The organism is Paenibacillus sp. 2TAB26 (genome assembly GCF_052115145.1).
Taxonomy (GTDB): Bacteria; Bacillota; Bacilli; order Paenibacillales; family Paenibacillaceae; genus Pristimantibacillus.
On sequence record NZ_JBFRGC010000018.1, the window covers coordinates 148185 to 169620 of the forward strand.

General features: G+C 46.7%; 12 protein-coding genes. 4 read left to right on the forward strand and 8 right to left on the reverse strand.

Going from position 1 to position 21436, the window contains the following annotated elements; translation table 11 throughout:
- Positions 1–26: 26 nt before the first annotated feature.
- Both AB4Z50_RS21125 and AB4Z50_RS21130 read left to right on the forward strand, forming a co-directional pair.
- The gene (locus AB4Z50_RS21125; RefSeq protein WP_441881739.1) at positions 27–6734 is read left to right on the forward strand and encodes a DUF7507 domain-containing protein; all 6708 of its coding nucleotides are present in this window, start codon (positions 27–29) and stop codon (positions 6732–6734) included.
- A 23-nt stretch (positions 6735–6757) separates the two neighbouring features.
- Positions 6758–8410 carry a hypothetical protein gene (locus tag AB4Z50_RS21130; protein WP_441881742.1) on the forward strand — a complete coding sequence of 551 codons (1653 nt, stop codon included), beginning with the start codon at positions 6758–6760 and terminating at the stop codon, positions 8408–8410.
- Positions 8411–8467: 57 nt separating this feature from the next.
- Here AB4Z50_RS21130 and AB4Z50_RS21135 read toward each other — a convergent pair whose 3' ends face one another.
- Positions 8468–9331 carry a sugar phosphate isomerase/epimerase family protein gene (locus tag AB4Z50_RS21135; RefSeq protein WP_441881745.1) on the reverse strand — a complete coding sequence of 288 codons (864 nt, stop codon included), beginning with the start codon at positions 9329–9331 and terminating at the stop codon, positions 8468–8470.
- A gap of 3 nt (positions 9332–9334) precedes the next feature.
- A complete protein-coding gene (locus AB4Z50_RS21140; RefSeq protein ID WP_441881748.1) occupies positions 9335–10144 on the reverse strand; it encodes a phytanoyl-CoA dioxygenase family protein in 810 nt (269 codons plus the stop codon).
- Between the two features lie 134 nt (positions 10145–10278).
- On the opposite strand from AB4Z50_RS21140, the gene AB4Z50_RS21145 reads away from it, so the two are divergent.
- Entirely contained in the window at positions 10279–11091 is an 813-nt protein-coding gene (locus tag AB4Z50_RS21145) for a helix-turn-helix domain-containing protein (RefSeq protein ID WP_441881751.1), read from the forward strand.
- Between the two features lie 42 nt (positions 11092–11133).
- Here AB4Z50_RS21145 and AB4Z50_RS21150 read toward each other — a convergent pair whose 3' ends face one another.
- Entirely contained in the window at positions 11134–12072 is a 939-nt protein-coding gene (locus tag AB4Z50_RS21150; RefSeq protein WP_441881754.1) for an aldo/keto reductase, read from the reverse strand.
- 30 nt (positions 12073–12102) lie between these two features.
- Positions 12103–13074, reverse strand: a complete 972-nt coding sequence (locus AB4Z50_RS21155) for a Gfo/Idh/MocA family protein (protein ID WP_179089919.1) — start codon at positions 13072–13074, stop codon at positions 12103–12105.
- Positions 13075–13321: 247 nt separating this feature from the next.
- On the opposite strand from AB4Z50_RS21155, the gene AB4Z50_RS21160 reads away from it, so the two are divergent.
- Complete coding sequence (locus AB4Z50_RS21160) at positions 13322–14158, forward strand: AraC family transcriptional regulator (protein ID WP_441881808.1); 837 nt, start codon at positions 13322–13324, stop codon at positions 14156–14158.
- A gap of 1091 nt (positions 14159–15249) precedes the next feature.
- On the opposite strand, the gene AB4Z50_RS21165 is transcribed toward AB4Z50_RS21160, so the two are convergent.
- The 4 genes from AB4Z50_RS21165 to AB4Z50_RS21180 all read right to left on the reverse strand — a co-directional run bounded on the left by AB4Z50_RS21165 (position 15250) and on the right by AB4Z50_RS21180 (position 21404).
- Entirely contained in the window at positions 15250–16020 is a 771-nt protein-coding gene (locus AB4Z50_RS21165) for an ABC transporter ATP-binding protein (protein ID WP_441881757.1), read from the reverse strand.
- Positions 16010–16993: a FecCD family ABC transporter permease gene (locus tag AB4Z50_RS21170; protein ID WP_430054374.1), complete on the reverse strand. Its 984-nt coding sequence runs from the start codon at positions 16991–16993 to the stop codon at positions 16010–16012. The genes AB4Z50_RS21165 and AB4Z50_RS21170 overlap by 11 nt, the downstream gene beginning before the upstream one ends.
- A gap of 12 nt (positions 16994–17005) precedes the next feature.
- Positions 17006–17953, reverse strand: coding sequence for a heme ABC transporter substrate-binding protein IsdE (gene isdE / locus AB4Z50_RS21175; RefSeq protein WP_441881761.1), 948 nt, complete (start codon positions 17951–17953; stop codon positions 17006–17008).
- Between the two features lie 124 nt (positions 17954–18077).
- Positions 18078–21404 (reverse strand): NEAT domain-containing protein, encoded by a 3327-nt coding sequence (locus AB4Z50_RS21180; protein ID WP_441881764.1) that lies wholly within the window; start codon positions 21402–21404, stop codon positions 18078–18080.
- Positions 21405–21436: the final 32 nt, after the last annotated feature.

Genomic DNA, 21436 nt, shown 5'->3' on the forward strand with positions numbered 1-21436 from the left:
TACAAGAAAATTAGCTTTTGAAGGGGGTGAATACGATACCTCTGGTCGTCCGATCAACATTAAACGCAACCGGCGCCATTACATTTACGGGGAATACGCTGGGTCTCAGCCGCTCAGAAGTAGCTGGAACCCCTGGTACTTCCGATAGTATAGGCGCTTTCAGCACAACGAATACAGCAGCTCGGTACGGCACGTACCCGCTTGGAACGACGAGCAACTATTTGGAAAATAGTTCTGCCGCCGCTCTCGTTCTCCCCACTGGAAGCACTGTTCTTTATGCAGAGCTTATTTGGGGCGGCACTTATGTCAATGGAACCGTTAATCTAACCGCAGCCATTAACAATCCCGTTACGTTCATTACACCGCTCGGAACCTCAAGCATCACTCCTGATGCAGCAACAAGCAATACGTTCGATTTGGGAGGAGGCGCACTTGGCTATACTCGTTCAGCCAATGTCACCTCGCTTGTGCTGGCGGCAGGTGCGGGTACCTATATAACAGGCGGCGTAGTCGGAACGATTGTTATTCCCGGCGATTCAACTGCTAACCATGCTGGCTGGACCCTCGCCGTCATTTATCAGAACCCTTCACTTCCGTTTCGCAACATGTCGCTGCGGGTTGGGGCTATTTTGGTTCAAAGCACTTCGGCAGCGGTCAATACGACAATAACCGGATTTGCCACGCCGATCTCAGGAGCCTTAGGCGGCAGGGCGTTGTTTAGCGCTCAGGAAGGTGATGCAAACCGAACAGGTGATCAGGCGTTGTTCGGCCCGACGACAGCTAGCTTAGTAGCTCTATCTGGCACGAACAATTTCGCTAACAATTTTTTCGCTTCACAAATTAACAATGATTCCGGTGCATTAAACACAACCGGAACTTTCGGGGACCGCAATCAAATAAATGGCACACCCGGCACGAACATCATTGGCGGTCGACAGGGCTGGGATATTACGAATGTTGATATTTCCGCTAGGCTGACGAACAACCAGAGCTCAGCCGTTTTGTCGCTTACAACCTCCGGGGATGCTTATGTATTAAACGCAAATGCCATCCAAGTCAATATTAATGCGCCCGTTATCAATGTAACGCTAAGCGAGAATGCAACAGGGCCTACCATCGGCGACATCATCACCTTTACGGTCACGGTCAGCAACTCAGGGACAGCAAACGCAGCCAGTATCGTCTTAACCGATACATTGCCTGCTGGCGTTACGTTCGTACCAGGCAGCGTCGTTGTAGGCGGCGTCTCGAAACCGACATTCGACATAAGAACCGGAGCTCCGCTAGGCTCATTAAACCTGGCAACCTCCATCACCGTTACCTATCAAGCTACTGTAACCTCCTTGCCAAGCACCGCTCAGCTTTCAAGCACCGCCAATGCGGCCTTTACGTTTCAAAGCATAGCAGGCGGTCCCATTATTACAGGCGTTATTCCATCCAATACTGTCACTATCCCTGTTTATGCCCCTAATTTATCTATTGTAAAAAGTGCGAACACACAGAACGCAACGGTTGGTAATCAAGTAGTCTACACACTGCTCGTTGCGAATACCGGCAGTTCAGCAGCCATTGTCAACCTGACGGACAATATACCTGCGGGAACATCTTTTATACCGAATAGCTTCCGTGTCAATGGAGTCGTTGTAGCAGGTGCGAATCCATCAGCGGGAGTAGCCATAGGAACAATTGCAGCTGGGGGATCGTCAACGATCACGTTTCAAGTGCAAGTAAATGTTTTGCCATCTCCACCTCAGCTTGTGAATCAGGCATCAGCCACCTATACGTATCAAATACCTGATGGAAGAATCTTTCCCGGCTCATTAGCTTCAAATACGGTTACAGTTCCTGTAAGACTTCCAAATGTTGTGGTCACGAAGAGCGCTAACTTAACCGACATCGCTGTAGGTGAAACATTAACCTATTCCTTAGTCGTCACGAACAGCGGCATCGAATCCGTCACCAATGTCACATTGGGAGACACCATTCCTGTTGGAGCGGAATTCACCTCTGGAAGCGTAATTGTAGCTGGCGTATCCAAACCAACAGCAAATCCAGCGAGCGGCATCAGTTTAGGAACCATTGCGCCAAGCAGCTCTGTCACCGTTACTTTTGCAATTCGCGCGACTGCTATTCCAAGCTCAGGTACATTTGTTAATCAGGCTTCGGTATCCTACAGCTCTGGCGTTTTCACAGGTCTCTCACTGTCTGGCAGTGTGACAACGCCTGTATATCAACCCATCATCAGCATTACAAAAAACGGTACGCCTACGAACGCTACTGTTGGAGGAAGAATAACCTATTCATTCAGCGTAAAAAACAGTGGGAATATTGCTGCCCAAGTGACCTTAACGGATAATATCCCAACCGGCTCATCCTTTGTGCCAAACAGTGTCATCGTTAATGGAACAGCACTTCCCGGCAGCAGTCCCGTTACAGGCATTTCACTTGGCGCTTTGCCTGCTTCCGGCGTATCCAGCGTTTCATTTCAGATCTTGTTAAGCTCGCTTCCGTCGCCGCCAACTTTGGTCAATCAAGCCTCAGGCTTATATACCTATCAGTTGCCTAGCGGTAGAAACTTAAGTGGAAGCAGCAGCTCCAATACGATCACGCTCACTGCCCAAGCACCGAATGTCACAATTACCAAAGCTGTCAACGCTACCGCAGCTGCTATAGGTGACATTTTGACGTTTACCATTATCGCTGTGAATAACAGTGTCGTACCTGTTACAAATGTCAACATCTCCGACACGTTGACCAGCAGCGCAGCTTTCATTGCTGGAAGCGCAACAATTAACGGGGCCGCAACAGCTGCAAACCCGAATGTCGGCATTTCTATCGGTACCATTAATCCATCTGCCAGCGTTACTATCGTATTTCAGGCACAGGTAACATCGCTGCCCGATCCCGCTGTCATATCTAATCGCGCGGCCATCAGCTATACATCAGGTTCATTTACAGGATCATCGTTATCCGAAACGATTCAAATTCCGGTGTACCAGCCCATCATTTCTATTGTTAAGTTTGCAAGCACTCAAAATGCAACGATAGGCGACACTTATACTTATACATTAAGAGTCCAAAACAGCGGCAATATTGGCGCTACAGTAAACGTAACGGATAATATCCCAGCCGGCGCTGTTTTCGATACAAACAGCGTGCTCATAAATTCAGTACCCTTTCCCGGATTAAATCCTGTAACCGGGATACCCATCGGAAATGTACTGCCCGGGAGCATGACAGAAATCAGCTTTGTCGTGACGGTTGCAACACTGCCTTCACCTCAATTTCTCGTCAACCAAGCAAGTGCACCCTACAATTACTCACTGCCGGACGGCCGTCAATTAAATGGTGCATCGGCTTCTAATACCGTATCAATACCTGTGTCACTGCCAAACGTAACTTTAGTGAAATCTGCAGCACCAACTTCCGTCGTTGTGGGCGATACCTTTACCTATACCTCCATTGTAACCAACAACGGTATTGCTCCTGTTAACCATGTCGTAGTTAACGATCCTTTAGCCGATAATAATGCCTTTATTAGCAATAGCGTGTTCATTAACGGCACTCCCCGGGCGGATTCAGCTCCATCCACCGGTATCCCAATCGGTACCCTCGCCCCTGGCGGTTCGGCTACCGTAACTTTTGAGGTGAGAGTAACGATGGCAGTCCCAACGCAAATAACGAATCAATCAACTGTTAGTTTTACATCAGGTGCATTCTCAGCTTCATCCTCGTCTAATACGACAACAACACCTGTAACTCAGCCGCAAATTTCTTTGCAATTAAGCGCGAATACAAGCAATGCTACGCTCGGAGACACCGTTACTTATACTGTACTTGTAAGCAATACTGGGAATCTTGAGGGAATACTCACGTTAACTGATGCACTTCCGACTGGAACAACGTTTGCGCCAAACAGCGTCGTCGTTGGCGGAGTTCCTCATCCTGGAGAATCGCCTGTAACCGGCATTAGTGTGGGAAGCGTTTTGCCTGGTGTGCCGATAACCGTTACCTATTCGACAGTAATTACAACACTTCCAAACCCGCAGGTACTTGTGAATCAAGCCATAGGAGCTTATACATTTACACCGCCAGATGGCAGGCTTCTGAATGGCTCCACACAATCAAACGTATTATCTGTTCCCGTTTCTGCTCCTAACGTTGCGGTCGTCAAAAGCACAACGACGGTCGATGCCGCGCTTGGAGACATCATTACTTATTCAGTAGCCGTAACAAACAGCGGCATTGAATCGATCAATAATGTTGTACTTACGGATCCTGTGCCGGACGGAGCAACATTCGTTGCTGGCAGCTTGACGATAAATGGCAATCCTGCACCTGGTGTGCCTGCATCGGGAATTGCCCTTGGATTAATTCCTTCTTCCAATACGGTAACCGTGTCGTTCAAGTTGAGCGTTACTTCTATTCCAGTCTCCGGTCAAATCGGAAACCAAGCAAATATTACCTTTACATCCGGTGTATTCTCGGGCATGACGATGTCCAACGTCGTTAATACCCCTGTCTATCAGCCCGTAATCTCACTCGTTAAAAGTGCAAATTCTATTAACGCCACACTTGGGGACACCGTTAGCTATCGAATCGACGTCAGCAATACAGGAAATTATGCTGGGAATGTAACATTGACTGACAATATCCCGCTCGGTGCAATCTTCGAGCCCAACAGTGTCCTAGTGGGAGGGCAGCCTCAGCCAGGTGCTGACCCTGTAACAGGCATCAACATTGGTGCTGTTGCTCCTAATGCAACAGTGTCCGTTACCTTCTCTGTCATCATTGATTCCCTGCCGAATCCGCAGCAGCTATCAAACCAAGCTCTTGCGAACTTTGCATTTGTTCTGCCAAGCGGCCGCCCGCTTAGCGGCAGCGCAAGCTCCAACACCGTCCTAATTTCTGTATCTGCACCTAATGTCAGTGTTGTCAAAAGCACAACTTCAACAGCCGTAGCAATTGGCGATATCGTCACCTATTCTATAAACATTCTCAATAGCGGCATCGCAGCGGTAAATAATATTATTTTTACAGACCCATTGCCGGTCGGAAGTGCTTTAGTTTCAGGCAGCGTATTGGTAGACGGAGTTCCAAGACCAACGGCCAACCCCGCAACCGGTGTAGCTATAGGGACGATCGTGCAAGGCAATACCGTTGTAGTATCCTTCAACGTATCCGTCATTTCTTTACCTGCTTCTGGACAGCTTAGCAATCGTTCATCTGTCAGCTTTACATCAGGTGTATTCTCGGGCGTCACTTTCTCGAACACAGTGATCATTCCTGTCTATCAGCCGATACTAACGGGAACCAAAAGTGGAAACACCAGCAATGCGACGATTGGCGACACCGTTGTCTATACGATTGCAATTCAAAATACCGGCAATTATCCCGGTGACGTTACCTTAACGGATACGATTCCAGCTGGCACAAGTCTTGTCCAGAACAGCGTCATCGTTAACGGCCAGCTCGTGCCAGGTGCAGATCCGGCAGCAGGCATATCGCTTGGCAGTGTCACAACTACGGCAAGTGTCACTTTTTCGGTAGTCATCAATGCGCTTCCGCAAAATCAGCAGCTTGTGAACCAAGCGTCCGCTACCTACAGCTTCTTGCTGCCTGATGGCCGCACCTTAGGCGGCTCATTTAGTACAAACGCATTGTCTATTCCTGTATCTGCACCTAATGTTGCCGTTGTGAAGAGCACCACTGTTACCGATGCGGTCGTAGGCGACACGATAACCTATCGAATTGCAGTTACGAACAACGGCATTGAGAATATTAATAATGTGCTGGTGGTCGATCCCTTGTCCCCTGGATCATCCTTTCAGGCTGGAAGCGTCTTAATTGATGGCGTTCCTAGACCAGCAGCTAACCCGTCCCTTGGCATCTTAGTCGGGTTGATCGCGCCTAGCGTAACCGTGTTAGTTGATTTCAGCGTACTAATAACGTCACTTTCAGATTCCGGCACGCTCAGCAATAGAGCTACCGTAAGCTTTACTTCGGGTGCTTTTTCAGGAAATACATTTTCCAATACGCTCGTTACACCGATTTATCAGCCTATTCTTGCACTTGGCAAATCTGCCGATACCGCCAATGCGACTGTCGGAGACACAGTAACTTATTCACTAACCATCACGAATACGGGCAATATTGCCGTGCAGGCTTCCGTATTTGATACGATTCCAATTGGCGCCGCCTTTGTACCTAATAGTGTGTTAATCAATGGTGTTCCGCAGCCTGGCGCTAATCCGGCGACTGGTGTTCCCGTTGGCACCGTTTCGCCTGGCGCATCCATTAGCATCCTGATTTCACTGCAGGTAACGGTAGATGCACTTCCTTCACCGCAGCTGCTCGTGAACCAAGCAACAGCTAACTTCTCCTACGTACCGCCGGATGGCCGTGTGCTGACCGGAACTATTTTATCGAATGTATTGTCCATTCCTGTGTCTTCTCCAAATGTGTCTGTCGTGAAGAGCGCATCATCCATTGATGCTGTTGTAGGCGATACCATTACCTATACCATAACGGTGTCCAACAATGGCATTGAATCCGTCAATAACGTCATACTCATCGACCCTACCCCAGCAGGAACAACGTTTACGACGGGCAGTGTCACTGTAGATGGTTCACCGCGGCCAACAGCTAATCCTAATAATGGCATTACCATTGGCACCATTGCTGCTGGAGGCAGCTCAACCGTTACATTCAAAGTGCTGGTTGTTACACTATGAGCCCGCTTCCTGGCGGTAATCCAATGGTTCAAAATCAATCGCTTGTTCAGTTTGCCTCAGGAAGCGCAGAGCTGGTGACCTACTCCAACACGGTCAATACCGCATTAATAGGGACTCGTATCTTACTCGAGAAAAAAGCCTATGAAAGCGAGGTTACTCTTGGCAGTACGATAACCTACAATATCACGGCAACGAACACGGGAAACACAACCGGCAGCGTCACACTTACCGACAAGCTGCCGGAAGGAACTTCATTTGTCGCGAACAGCGTAATATTGAATGGTACACCCATGCCTGGCGCTAACCCAAACAACGGTATTACAATTGGAAATATGATGCCGCAAACGCAAGCTCAAATCATATTTCAACTCATTGTCGTTTCCATTCCAAGCAGCCTTCAGATAGTTAACCAAGCGCAGGCAGATGCCGAATTTCGAACAGCAGAAGGGCGAATTGTCACGAGTATTACCTACTCGAACACGCTCGTTACACCTGTTAATGAGGTATCGCTATCTGCTCGACTTAGCGCAAGCACCGAACAAACCTTTGTCTCAGAACATGTGACCTATGAACTTTCGATTGTTAATGACGGCAATCTTAGTCTCCGAGAGGCAGTCGCTTCCTTCGATCTGCCTCTCGGCATCCTTTTTGTGCCCGGCAGCGTGACAATCAATGCTGTTATTTCACCAAGCGCTGATCCGAATGCAGGTATCCCGCTCGGCACTATTAGACCACAATCAACCATCGTTATCACCTATCGCGCGCAAACGACGGAGGATGCAGCCTCTATATCTATCAGCAAAGCAAACGTTCGTTATCAAGTTTCCAGCACGCCGGATTATACGCATTCAAATAAGGTCGCCGTTATCCTTATCCAGCCCGAGATCAGCGTTAATAAGCAAGTAGATCAGCTTGTTGCTGCCCCAGGTGATGTCTTGCATTACACGATCTACATTGAGAATGCCAGTAATGTAGCCGTTGATGCCGTGATGGATGACGTTTTGTCTGCTGGTGCTGTCTTTATACCAAATAGCCTGAAGTTGAATAACCATTCGATGCCAGGCGTGTTTATTGAAGATGGCATTAATCTCGGTACGCTGCTCGGGCAATCACAAAACATGATAACCTTTGATGCCCAAATCCCTTTACACCTTGCCACTGTTGCACCATTAACGAACACTGCATCGGTTGTCTACACTTTTCGGCTCTCAGACGGAAGAGTAGTTAGCAATTCCGCGAGCTCAAATGCTGCAATAACAGAAGTGGCTGCTCCTATCATTCAGCTTACAGCAAAGATCACTCCACCTATTGTGGAGTATGGCGATACAATAACCATCGTTTCAACGCTTATGAATAATGGAAACTTGCCAGCTTTCGTTTCATTTACAAGCGAGTTTCCATTTGGCGTGGATTTATTGCCAAAAACGTTCCGTGTAGGTGGAACTCGACTAAACCCCATTGATTATGACGGCAATCAAACTTGGCAGCTTGGGAATGTACTACCCGGAGCAACACTTGAAATCAATTATTCTGCTATCGTTACTGACGCAATCGTTTCTGATGAAATTATAGGTTATGTCAAAGCGAAATTTTCCTATGAGGTAAGCGGGCAAAGCTACACTGGCGAGGCTCTATCCAATTCATTAGTCGTTGCTGTGATTGGGGATGACGAGTGAAACAAAGAAACAAATAAACCCCGATTTGAACCATAATGGTTCAAATCGGGGTTTCAATTATTGGATCTCCTTTTGCCAAAGCTGCCTCACAAGTTGCTTCAAATAAAGGGACTGCGACCAGCGGTCACTAATCTCCGTTTGCCGAGAACCAGCCTCATCTGACGTAATCGCATACGATGGAGGACCCAGCTCAACGACGACAGGGAATGAATCATTCTCTTTTCTTTGTCCAGTAAGCCAGTGTCTCATTGCACTGCCCCACCATCTGGAGAAATGGTGTACCATCGGATGATTGCCAGCTTCCCCCGGGTCGATCTGTATTTGCTCGCCATTTGATATACGGGTATGAATACTGTGCGTGTTTGGCAGCAAGCTTTGCAGCATCTGCTCCGCCTCATCCGAAATCGTATGAAGCTCACCAGCTACGACATAATGTGAATAGTCAATCGTAAGCCTCAGTTCCGGCAGCGACTGCAAATATTGCCGTGTTCGGATAAGATCCTGTGTGATCGTACCTCGGTGCGTCTCTACATAAACCGGGATGCCCGCCTGCCTCGACAGTGCATCAATTCCAGATAGCAGTTCAATGGCGGAATCGCCAATGAGGAAAGGCGTCATCACCTGTGCGTTGATATAGCCGATGTTTTCGAATGCTGCTGCTTTTTCCAAAAACTGAGACATCTCGTTTAGTGAAGAAGGATATGCATTTACACTAAATGACATGTTGTATTTATGGAGCATCTCCTTCCATAAGCTGCTTTCCTCAGGTGCCGGCACAAAGGCGTTAATGCCGTCGAAACCATTCTCTGCTATTAGCTTGAATTTCCCTTCCATATCTTGCGCATGCCCCGCTGTTCCTTGCAATCCACTCATACCCCACCAGGACATCTCAACCAACAATTTTTTTTCTGTTTTCATCATTAATTAATGCGGATAGGCCATATCAAATTCAACTCCGCATGGTCCTCCGTCCGGATTAATTTCCAAATCAACGGCAGTTCCATCCTGTCTAAACAAAGGGCGATAATGATCGCTAATATGAGTTGCTGATGCATTCGCATAATGGCAGATGAAGGCTCTGCGGAATTGATCCTTTGTTTTGTTTCTATATGATCCATGAATCAAGTTCCCGTTGAAAAATAGCACGTCGCCTTTATCCATAATTACCGGCATCGCCTTGTGATCCTTAGGCGGCTTAACGAAATGGGAAGTGAACGATTCCGTTGAATCCGCAATTTCAGGACAGCTAATTTCATGCTCGCTCGTCTTCGGAACGACAAGCAAGCTGCCGTTCTCCTCATTTGCAGCATCGATCGCCGTCCAAGCTGCGATACAATTGCCTGGCTCCACCTGCAAATAAAAATTATCCTGATGCAGCGCTTGACCGCGTGAGCCCGGCGGCTTGTAATAAAACATGCTTTGGGCTGCTAGCGCTTCTTCTCCATAAAGATCGGCTAATACGTCCATGACCGGCTTATGGAGCAAATATTTTTTGGACGTCTCATTAAAGCGATGCGGATGCATGACCCGCGGATAACGCTTTAACGGATCATCTGTCTCTCCTGTCAGATCTGGCTCAAAATAACCCGGCACTGCTTTATGACTCATTTCCTCGAAAGTATCCTCTATCATGCGAATGTCTTCCTGAGAGAAAAGACCTTTTATCACAATGTAGCCCTCAGTACGAAATTGATTAACCTGCTCTTCTGTTAGTGCAATCAATGCTTCTGTCATCGCATAACGCTCCTTCACTGAATTAATCATTGTTCTTGACATAATCATAGTGGTTTCGCTATTTTTAAGGAAGAATGATTACTGCTGAAAACTACTTGTATTATGCTATTTTGAAAATGAAGGAGGAGTTTGGCATGCTTCCAAATCATAGAAAAGAAGCTGAAACAGAAGCACATGGCGGTGTGTTTCTAAGTGGTCTATTTGATGAATCCGACTCCTATCGTTATCGCAGGCCAAACGGAATAAGTGATTGGCTTATCTTTTATACCTTAGAGGGTGAAGGCTATTTACGCACACCCGCTGGTGAGAGGCGCTGCCGCAAGGGACAAATCGGGCTGCTGCGCGCTGGCATTCCCCACGAGTATGGGACGATTGCGGGAAGCAGCTGGCACTTTTATTGGGCACATTTTCAGAAACTACCTGAAATCGACTATTTGCCAAAGGATGAAAGCATCGTCATCACGATTCCAGACGGCAATATGAGAAGTAGAGTACAACTCACCTTCGATCATATATTGAGTGATTCGAGAGAGCGGGCAAGCTTCTGGCAAATGTTATGCGAGAATGCACTGCGCCAAGTGATATTGCTCACAGCGCAGCAGTTAGATAAACGACTGGATCCTCGCATCGAGCTTGCCCTGCAGTATTTATCACAGCATATGGAGCAGCCGATACGCATTGAAGAGTTGGCTCGGTCGGTTGGTTTATCTCTCTCGCGGCTATCCCATCTATTCAAGCAGGAGACTGGAACGAGCGTGGTCGAGCATCTGAATCATCTGCGGCTTCAGCAAGCGGCTCTTCTCATGGAGCATATGGGCCGTTCGGCAACCGAAGCAGCGCTTGATGTCGGCTTTAACAATTACAATCATTTTGCTGCATTGTTTCGCAAAAGTTATGGCGTAAGCCCACGAACATACAAAAAGGACAAAACCGCTCATAACGAGTAGCTTTGTCCTTAGGGTTCCATCTATTTAATTAGGAAGTAATCATTAAACCTTTTGTACGGCTAAATCAAGCCAATCCATCTCTTCCTTGGTGAGCGAAATGAGCGACCCTGCATCACAGGAATGAAGCTCTTCCGCTGATTGCGCGCCAATCAAGGCACAAGTCGGAAACGGTTGGTTTAGCACGTATGCTAGCGCGATCTGGATAGCAGTAACGTTTTTCTCAGCTGCCAGCTGCTTTGCACGTGCCAGACGCTCCCAATTCTCATCGCTATAGAACACACGTACAAGATCCTCATTATCTCTTACTTCGGGAGTAAATCTACCTGTGAAAAATCCTCTTGCCTGCGATGACCACGAAAGCAGCGGGAATTGCTCTTCCTCATGCCATGCGCAGGTTTCCTCATCAGCAGAGACGCAGCCATGCCAGAACGGTTCATTCGCTTTCGCAAGGCTAAGGTTCGGACTGCTGAATGAAAAACCGACAAGTCCATTTGCAGCTGCGTATTCATTCGCTTCCTTAATACGCTGCCATGTCCAGTTTGATACGCCAATCGCTCGAACAGTTCCTGCTTTCACATGCTCATTAAGAATATCAATAACCTCTGCTGCTGGTACTGCCGGATCATCCCGATGCAGTGCATAAAGGTCGATATAGTCGGTTTGAAGACGCTTCAAGCTAATCTCCAAATCATGAGCAATGGCCTCTTTGCTCACACGCGAACCCGTATGATCATGATGTGCGCCCTTGGTCAAAATAACCAATTGCTCCCGATTGCCGCGTTCCTGCATGTAGCGGCCAATCACTTCCTCGCTTTCCCCGCCGCAATAAATATGGGCTGTGTCAATTGAATTGCCTCCAATTGCTAGAAAAGCATCTAGATTAGTTGCTGCTTTCTCGTAGGAATCGTTATAGAAATAATCCGACCCCTTCATTAAGCGAGATACCTGCTTGGGTGAACCTTCAATTTGAATATATTCCATCGTTGTTTTGCCTCCTTAATTATGGGTTCGTTATATTTTAATTCGTGTATGCTCATGAGCAGAAAGCAGGCAAGCATCGATTACTTTCATGTTGTTAACCCCATCAGCGCTGCCGAACTGTAGCTCTGATACACCGTTAATGGCATTTGCCATATGATCGGCCTGCAAAGTGTAGGCGTTTACATGCGGCACCTCAACTTCACGGCGCTCTCCTTTTGCATCGACGAAGAAATTACCGCTGCCCGGCGCGCCAGTCACAAATGCGGAAGGCACTTCGATAATACCCTCTGTACCTAGCACCTCAAGCGGGTTGCGGAATGCTGCCCACATGCCGCAATCAAACGTCAGTGAAACCGCACCTTCAAACTCGATTAATCCAGAGGCCATCATATCGACATGATCATGCTCTGGTGAGAACAAAGCCTGAACGGTAACGGCTTCAGGTTCTTTGCCAAGCAGCAAGCGAGCAGCATTAATTGGATAACAGCCTACATCGTAAATCGAGCCGCCTCCCCACTCCTTGCGGTATCTCACGTTTTCTTTATGTCCTGCATTGTTGAAGGTAAACGCGCTGCGAATGCCGCGAATGTCGCCAATTTCTCCATCTGCGATCACTTTCTTGATCATGTCGTATCGAGGGTGATAGCGATACATAAAAGCTTCGGACAATAACACGCCTGCTTTCGCAGCAGCTTCAGACATTTCAGCCGCTTCTTGTGCAGTCAAAGCAAGCGGCTTCTCGCACAAAATATGTTTTCCTGCTTCAGCAGCCCGGATCGTCCACTCTCTATGCAAATGATTTGGGAGTGGAATGTATATAACGTCAATAGAAGCATCCGCAAGCAATTCTTCATAACTGCCGTAAGCAGTCGGGATATTCAGCTCTTCTGCCGTCTTCTTTGCCTTGTCCACGTCACGGCTAGCAATAGCCGCTACCTCATTTAATTCCGAAAGATGAAGGCCAGGTATTACTGCGCCTTTCGCAATTCCAGCGCAGCCCATGATGCCCCATTTTAGTTTCTTCGTCGTCACTCCATCGTCACCTCAACCATTATTTTATTATTATATTGCGATTACAAGCTGAAACTAGCTACACCATCAGTTCAGAGCGCTGCACCTAAATCGTGAGGTACAAATTAGTATCAAACGATTTCATTGTGCTTGCCTCTAGTTTAAAGTAGATAACCAAAAAATAAAATGATATTATTTTGTTATAAGTTAAAACAATATTGTCATTGAGGTGAGCAACATACAAAGACAAATACATCTGCTTACGCTGCCAAATAATCCTTTTTTCTGCTTACCTGAATCTGTCGGGAATTACTGGAATGAGCCTGATCATTACACGCTTCGTATGGCGGGAGCGCTCAATAACTTTAATATTCATTACGTCGTTTCTGGGAAAGGTTATGTGGAATGGGATGGCGAGGTGCACACCCTTGAGGCTGGTGAAGCTGTTCTGTATTTTCCTTTGCAGAGACAGCATTACTATAGCAGCAAGGATGATCCGTGGGATATAAGATGGGTTCATTTTTATGGGAGTGGGCTTCAGGACTATATGATCGAACGAGGTTTTCACAAAAGCCAGCTCTGGACAATCCGTCAGCCAACCGCTTGGGAACAGGTGCATGAGGATTTGCTGTTCGAGGCAGAAAAGTCTCGCATGCTGCATCCGACCAAGCTTTCTGCTCTCATGTATGCCATACTCGCCGTGTTCATCGAGCAAGCTGTGCCGATATCCGGCAGCAAAGCTAGTACGTCCGGCAACCGCATCTTAAAGCTGCTCCCTTTAATGCAGCAGGAAGCGGCTGAGCCGTTCATACTCGAGCAATGGGCTGAAAAAGCAGGAGTTAGCCCCTACTATTTTTGCAAATTGTTCCGAAATGTGATGGAGATGACACCGATGGACTTTATTACACGCTGCCGGCTTCAAATGGCGAAGCAATGGCTTCTGGAGCGCAAGGATGTTAATATCGGACAAATTGCTAGTGATGCCGGCTATCCTAGCGTCAGCTACTTCAACAAAAGATTTATGGCCCATGAGGGGATGACACCTACGGTATATCGTCAGCTTTACGGGGTGTAATACGAATGTTACTTTTTGCTCTGTAAGAACACATATGCGCTTAATGCACTCTTTTGTGAGTAACCCGGCTGCACTCATGCTCTGTAAGAACCTATTGGTTCTTACAGACACTTATGAATGTTACTTTTTGCTCTGTAAGAACATATATGCGCTTAATGCTCTCTTTTGTGAGTAACCCGGCTGCACTCGAGCTCTGTAAGAACCTATTGGTTCTTACAGACACTTATGAATGTTACTTTTTGCTCTATAAGAACACATATGCGCTTAATGCACTCTTTTATGAGTAACCCGGCTGCACTCATGCTCTGTAAGAACCTATTGGTTCTTACAGACACTTATGAATGTTACTTTTTGCTCTGTAAGAACACATATGCGCTTAATGCACTCTTTCGCGGGTAACCCAGCTGCACTCTAGCTCTGTAAGAACCTATTGGTTCTTACAGACACTTATGAATGTTACTTTTTGCTCTGTAAGAACATATATGCGCTTAATGCTCTCTTTCGCGGGCAACCACCCTTCACTTGGGCTCTTTAAGAACCAATTGGTTCTTAAAGACACATATGAATGTTACTCTTTGCTCTGTAAGAACATATATGCGCTTAATGCACTATTTTGTGAGTAACCCGACTGCACTCAAGCTCTGTAAGAACCTATTGGTTCTTACAGACACTTAAAATTGTTTCTTTTTGCCCTATAAGAACACATATGCGCTTAATGCTCTCTTTCGCGAGTAACCACCCTTCAATTGGGCTCTGTAAGAACCTATTGGTTCTTACAGACACTTTTGAATGTTACTTTTTGCTCTGTAAGAACACATATGCGCTTAATGCTCTCTTTCGCGAGTAACCACCCTTCAATTGGGCTCTGTAAGAACCTATTGGTTCTTACAGACACTTATGAATGTTACTTTTTGCTCTGTAAGAACACATATGCGCTTAATGCACTCTTTTGTGAGTAACCCGGCTGCACTCATGCTCTGTAAGAACCTATAGGTTCTTACAGACACTTAAGATTGTTACTTTTTGCGCTGTAAGAACATATATGCACTTAATGCTCTCTTTCATGAAAATAAGAAGTACTATACACACGCTTAAATTCCTAATGGAACCATATACAGTCCGGTATTCCCGTCTTTTTTCATCACAACATCAACGCCATACGTTTGCTTAATCGTTTCCGCTGTCACGACTGTCTCAGGCGCACCTTCTCCTACGATGCATCCTAATTTCATCACAATAATATGGTCGCTGTATCGAATGGCCTGATTCATATCATGCAGAACCATTACTATCGTAATTCCATGCTTGCGGTTCAGCGTCTTTACTAACTCTAATATTTCGATTTGATGATAGATATCCAAATACGTCGTTGGCTCATCCAAAAATAACAGCGAGGTTTGCTGTGCCAGCGCCATTGCGATCCAAGCTCTCTGGCGTTCGCCGCCAGATAAATGCGCTAAACTTTGCTTTCGCTTGTTCAGCAGATTCGTGCAGTTGAGCGCCCAATCCACGGCTTCATCATCTAATTCGCTCTCTTGTCCCCACCGCCCCCGATGCGGCAATCTACCAAAGCGAACCAATTTCTCTACAGTCAAATCTGCAGGTGCTTCCTGCTGCTGATGCACCACGGCCAGCTTCTTGCCAAGCTCCTTCGGCTTAAATTGTGCGAGCTTCTTCCCATTCAACAGCACCTCACCTTCGCTTGGCCGAAGATTTTTCGCCATTACACCAAGCAGAGTTGACTTGCCGCAGCCATTTGGACCAATGATCGTCGTAATCTGGCCTTCCGCAATATGGCAGGTTATTCCGTTCAAATGGAAAGTTTTTTTGTCATATGAAAACCTTATTTCATTAATGTCCATGGACGCGTTCGCTCCTTCGCAGCAAAAAGATGAGAAAAGGACCGCCGATAACTGTCATGACAATCGAAGCTGGAATTTCTGTCGGAGCTAAAAGAGTACGGCCAAGCGTATCCGCAGTCAAAATGAGCCATGCTCCGCCAATCGCAGAGAAAGGCAGCAGCACTTTATGGTCTGAGCCAATGAGCAGCCTCGCGATATGTGGGACGAGCAAGCCGACAAACACGATTAACCCGCCAATAGCTGTTGCAACAGAAGCCAAAAGCACGGCAACAACCGAAACGAGCAGCCTTACTTTCATAACAGACAAACCAAGATTTTGAGCGGTTCGATCTTGCAAAACAAGCGTATTGCACCATGAGCCAAGCAGCATCGAGAGTAACAAGCCTACACCGCCATACAGCGCCAACATATGTACATCATCCCAGGTTTTCATTGTAAAAATAGAGGAAATCGCTTGATTCACACTAGTTACCGCATAGCTGCCGCGATAATTAAAAGACTGCCCAAGACCTGTAAATGTAGCATTAACCGCCACACCGACCAGAATAAGCCGAAGTGGACTGAGTCCAGAGCGCCACGAAAGCGAATAGACCAATAGGCAAGCTATTGCTCCTCCAACAAATGAAAACAGCGGCATCCAAAAAAACAATGTCGGGAATATCGTTACGAGCAGCAAAGAAACCAAGCCTGCCCCTGATGAAATGCCGATAACGCCTGCATCCGCCAGCGGATTGCGCATTACGGCTTGCAGCAGTACACCAGACACAGCTAGAGCAGCCCCTGTCAGTAAAGCAACGATTATACGTGGCAGCCGCAGGTCGCGAACAACCTCTACCTGTTCACTTGGCGAGCCAAGCAACCCTTTCATGAGTTCAACAAATCCTACGCTGATGCTTCCAGTCGTCATGGAGTATACGATGGTTGCCAGAAGGAGCAGCGTAATTGCGATGAAGCTGAATATTGTTTTTGGCATGAAAAAACATCCTTATTTATAATCCTGATAAAGCATTGGAGCGAGCGCGGTGAGTGCTTGGACAACAGCCAAATTACCCGTCGTGCCAAATAATGTTTCCTCCAAATCATATACACGCCCCGTCTTTACCGCTTCAAAATGCTTCCAGATATCATTTTTTTTGAATTCTTCATCAAACATTTTCACAACCTCAGCCGGCATGCCATGCGCTGCTCGCAAAATGACATCCGGATTCGCCTTCTGCAAATATTCCGTGTTGGAAGCCAAAAATTCAACCTGCTCGCCCTGCACGATATTTACTCCTCCAAGCAAACGAACAAGATCTCCGATGTAAGAATGCTCCGTCGCCACCAAATAACTGCCAGGCACACCAAGCAGGATCAGCACCGTCGGTTTTTCTTTACCTTTTGTATTCCGAGTGATGGCAGCCAGCATTTCCTTCTGTTCATTTACGATTGCAGCAGCCTGAGTTTCCCGCCCATACCGTTCTCCGAGCGCTGTAATTTCAGTTTGCATGCACGAGATACTCGTTAAATTTAGAAAATCAGCCTTTAACCCTGCACTCTCAAATACAGGCTCCAGCTCATATTGCAGCGTCGAGACAGACAGCACCTCCGTCGGCTTCAAGGATTTAACCATCTCCATATCAGGACTCATTGGATTTCCGACTTTAGTAACGGTGCTGTAACGCTCCGGCAGCGTTTTCACGCTTTTCGGTATGCCAACTAAATCAAGCTCAAGCGCATCCATAATTTGTGTAATCGCTACGGTTGTTGACACGATGCGTTGGCTAGACTCCTCGGATACAGAGCCCGAAGCCGCTACTTTTGCCGAAGAGTTTGCAGACGGCGCAGCAGTTGGCGCTGCTGTCGAGCCGCTTCCCGCTCCAAGCGTTCCGCAGCCTGCCATCATCGCAGCAAGTAACAGCAGGGATAACCCCTTCATAAATCGATAGCGCATTTCCTTCTTACCTCCTTAAAAACAGCACAGAGGACACCCGCTAATCAGGGTCCTCCTATGCCATCTGTTTAAATCACCCGCTTCAAGCTCTGCAACAGCTGGAACCTACCGCCCTTGCTGCTGCTTATGCCGTTTTCGCCTTTTCTTGTTCTGCTGCTTTCGCTTCCAAATAATCGACAGCGCGCAAAACGAGAGTAATCGCCTCAGCTCTTGTTGCGGACTTCGTTCCGCCGAACTGATTTTGGTCCAGTCCCTTAATTAATCCGTACTTCACTGCCGTAGCAATGTAAGCCTTAGCGTAGGAAGGGATTTCCGCTGCATCCGCAAAATTAAGCGAATCCGCTGCTTCCAGCGGCAAATGAAGTGCTCTTACGATCATGACTGCAATTTCCGTACGGTTTACATTTTGCGTTGGACGGAATGTCTGATCCTCATAGCCATTAATAATGCCTGCTGCTACCGCTTGCTCGATAAAGGACTGTGCCCAAGTAGGAATGTTTTTCATATCTGCAAAAGCTGTTGAAGCGTTCTTGCCTTCCAGCTTCAGAGCTCTGCCGAGAATAACCGTCCACTCTGCACGATTGACCGTTGCATTCGGTTTAAAGCTTCCATCCGGATAACCCTGAACGATGTTTAGCTTCAATGCGCGATTAATGGCATCTTTCGCCCAGTTGTTTGCTAAATCTTTAAATGCAGCCGTTGCATCTTTGCCAGCCAGCTTATCTTTTTCCTCTTGTTCCTTTTTCTTTTTCTCAATTTCTTCTGGCGTCTCTCTTGGCACCACAGAGCCAAATGAATCAGAGTCCCAGCTTGCTACTGGCGTTATTGCCCAAAGCTGAATTTGAATGCTGTATTCATGATGGTACTTCACTTCTGGCCAATCTATTTTCACCCAGCCATCCAGCTTAGCCGGTAGATCGGCTACTGTAAATTGTACTCGTCTTGTGTTAGCGGAAGCATCGGATTCGATCGTTGTTGGCGTAGAGCCGCCAATCGTAAATCCGGTAATTTCCTTGCTTTGCTTTAGATTCACTTGTACAAGCTTCACACCATTTTGCACGAGCAAACGAGCAGGATGTGCTACATATTCATCCATCACCGATGTTTGTGTAGTACCTTGTTTTAAAAACTGAATATCAATCAAATACTTGCCGTCCGCAAGTGCTCCCGGTTCTGTCGGTTTGACCGGATCAACAACGACAATTTTTGTCGCTTGGAAAGCACGAAGCGCTTGATCCAGCGTGCCTTCTGCATCAATGAGCTGCTGCTTTGTAGACAATATGCTGTTTGCGACAGCGTTCGCTGCTGTAATTGCACTAAGCAGTGCGTCTTTCGCTGATTGCGGATATTGCCCAACACCTGTACCTGCGGCTGCTCCATCATGAGCCGCCTTCGCTGCCGCAATAGCTGCCTTCAATACTGCAGGATCGCCATTGTCAAACAACAGACGAATGTTATGAGTCGCATCATAAGGTTTGCCTGTACGCGGGTCAATTACGTTTGGCATAATGATTCGAACTTGCCCTGGCACAATTGCCGTTAAATCATCCACTTTAAATTTGATAACCCTCGTATTTTCTGTCTTGTTTTCACTGACAACGGTCACATCTGTGAGTATGCTGTTCTGAGCAACTTTAAACTCTGTAACGACGCTGCTGTCCTTTATTGAAAAAGATACATAAGTCTCACCGTTATTGGACGTAACAGAAGCCGGCTTGAGGAAGTAACTGTCCATGCTCGATAACGCTGCATTTGTTGCATGCAGGGCTGCGAAAGAAATATTGCGAATCTGGCTTCCTTTGAAAACTTGAACAGATTTCTCTAAAATCTTTGCCGCATTAGCAATTTCTGGACGTGTAGAATTGAGTTTCTTCCCTGTTTGTTCAGCTAATTGAATAGCAGAAAGCAATGATTCTTTTGCCGCCTCCTCATATTGCCCAGAAGCCGTTCCAACAACAGCGGAATCATGTAGTTGACGCGCTGTAGTGATCGAAGCGTTTAAGGCATTAAGATGATTGGCATTATAGCTGAATAGTACTGTTCTCTTCTCTGTTCCAATTGTGTACTCTAGTTTTGATAAGCCTTGATAAATAGAATCGTCTGCCTTTTGATGTCTTGCGGCAAACTGATAGGCCTGTATCAGTCCTTCATAGCCCTTTTGAATAAGCGTTTTATAACCTGTCAGCGTACTAGAGGAAATCTCGCCGTTTGCGCTTTGTCCATATAACGTTAATTCAGGTGCAATTTCCATCGGCTCTGCAAAAACAACGTGAGCATACGCTTGAAAATAAGGCGCTGCCGATTGAGTAAACATACTTACTTCTGTTTTGAAATCTTTATTGTGTTTGGATATTTCTCCTGTTTCAGGGTCCAGCACAAGCAGCGGTAATATCTCCTTCTTGTACTGCTGCTTTTTCAAATCCTCCACATTCGCAGTCAAAACATTTAAAGCATTATTGACGGCTGTTTGAGATGCTTGCGGATCAGCAGCAACAGTCTGAGCGTCCACAATCCATTGCCCAAGCCTTACGCTCGCTCCAACCGAATACTCACCATCCGTTAATACCCCATGAGCGACTGAAGCTCCATTTGCTGTCCCTATATTTTTTACCGTTGTCGCAAAAGCTGAAATCTCTTCTAACGCACGTACTAAATTCGCTTTATTCACGACAAGCCGAGCAGCCTCGTACTTCTTTTTTCCCTCTTGCAGAACAAGGTAAGCAGCCTTGATCAGCTCTTGATTGGAAACGCCAGCGCTATCGGCAATGCTTCTTGCCTGAGTGATCGTATTTTGAAAAGTAGCCTTGGAGCCTAGCAAATAGAAGCCATCGCCAGTTCCCTCCGTCGTTGTATTCAGCAGCTCATTCGAGGTTGTAAATAAAGCTTCAAGCTGCTCTAATGTTACAGCACCCGTCTCGCCTCCGCCCCCATTGCCGCCTCCATCAACGGGTAGACCTGAGATATCCAGCTGAAGCTGAACATTATACCAATTGTCATAATTTACTGAAGGAATGACGATATGAATCAAAATTTCTTGTTTCTCTTGCATGTTCTCAATATCATAGCTAACAACGACGTGATCCGGATCTAAGCCGTCCCCTGCTGGCTGAGCAGCAACGACTTGATACCCTTCTATGCCGTTGATTGTGTTCCCATTGATTACTGCTTTGTCTTTACCTGGTAACTTAGCAGAAAAATGATGAAAGGAAGTATACTGCGTAACCTCATGCTGAAACTTTGCACTGCCATTAGTAATAATCAATTTGCCTGTGCTTGGATTTAGATAATCGTTAATGATTGATCGTTCATTGCTCCCATCCTTCACATAAAGATAAGGAACACTATACTCCCCATTTGGCGTTACTCCCGCCGCTGCACTCACAGGAAAGGCCGACAGCAACAATACGAGCGCCATGAGCAGCGCCGTCAATCGGCGAAATTTCATTTGCATTTCAAAAAACACTCCTTCGTCATTTAACTGCT

Bases quoted from the DNA above. Each gene is read 5' to 3' on its own strand.
- AB4Z50_RS21180 (WP_441881764.1), bottom strand. From the start codon at position 21,404: ATGCAAATGAAATTTCGCCGATTGACGGCGCTGCTCATGGCGCTCGTA.
- AB4Z50_RS21130 (WP_441881742.1), top strand. From the start codon at position 6,758: ATGGTTCAAAATCAATCGCTTGTTCAGTTTGCCTCAGGAAGCGCAGAG.
- AB4Z50_RS21135 (WP_441881745.1), bottom strand. From the start codon at position 9,331: ATGATGAAAACAGAAAAAAAATTGTTGGTTGAGATGTCCTGGTGGGGT.
- isdE (WP_441881761.1), bottom strand. From the start codon at position 17,953: ATGCGCTATCGATTTATGAAGGGGTTATCCCTGCTGTTACTTGCTGCG.
- AB4Z50_RS21145 (WP_441881751.1), top strand. From the start codon at position 10,279: ATGCTTCCAAATCATAGAAAAGAAGCTGAAACAGAAGCACATGGCGGT.
- AB4Z50_RS21150 (WP_441881754.1), bottom strand. From the start codon at position 12,072: ATGGAATATATTCAAATTGAAGGTTCACCCAAGCAGGTATCTCGCTTA.
- AB4Z50_RS21165 (WP_441881757.1), bottom strand. From the start codon at position 16,020: ATGGACATTAATGAAATAAGGTTTTCATATGACAAAAAAACTTTCCAT.
- AB4Z50_RS21170 (WP_430054374.1), bottom strand. From the start codon at position 16,993: ATGCCAAAAACAATATTCAGCTTCATCGCAATTACGCTGCTCCTTCTG.
- AB4Z50_RS21140 (WP_441881748.1), bottom strand. From the start codon at position 10,144: ATGACAGAAGCATTGATTGCACTAACAGAAGAGCAGGTTAATCAATTT.
- AB4Z50_RS21155 (WP_179089919.1), bottom strand. From the start codon at position 13,074: ATGGGCTGCGCTGGAATTGCGAAAGGCGCAGTAATACCTGGCCTTCAT.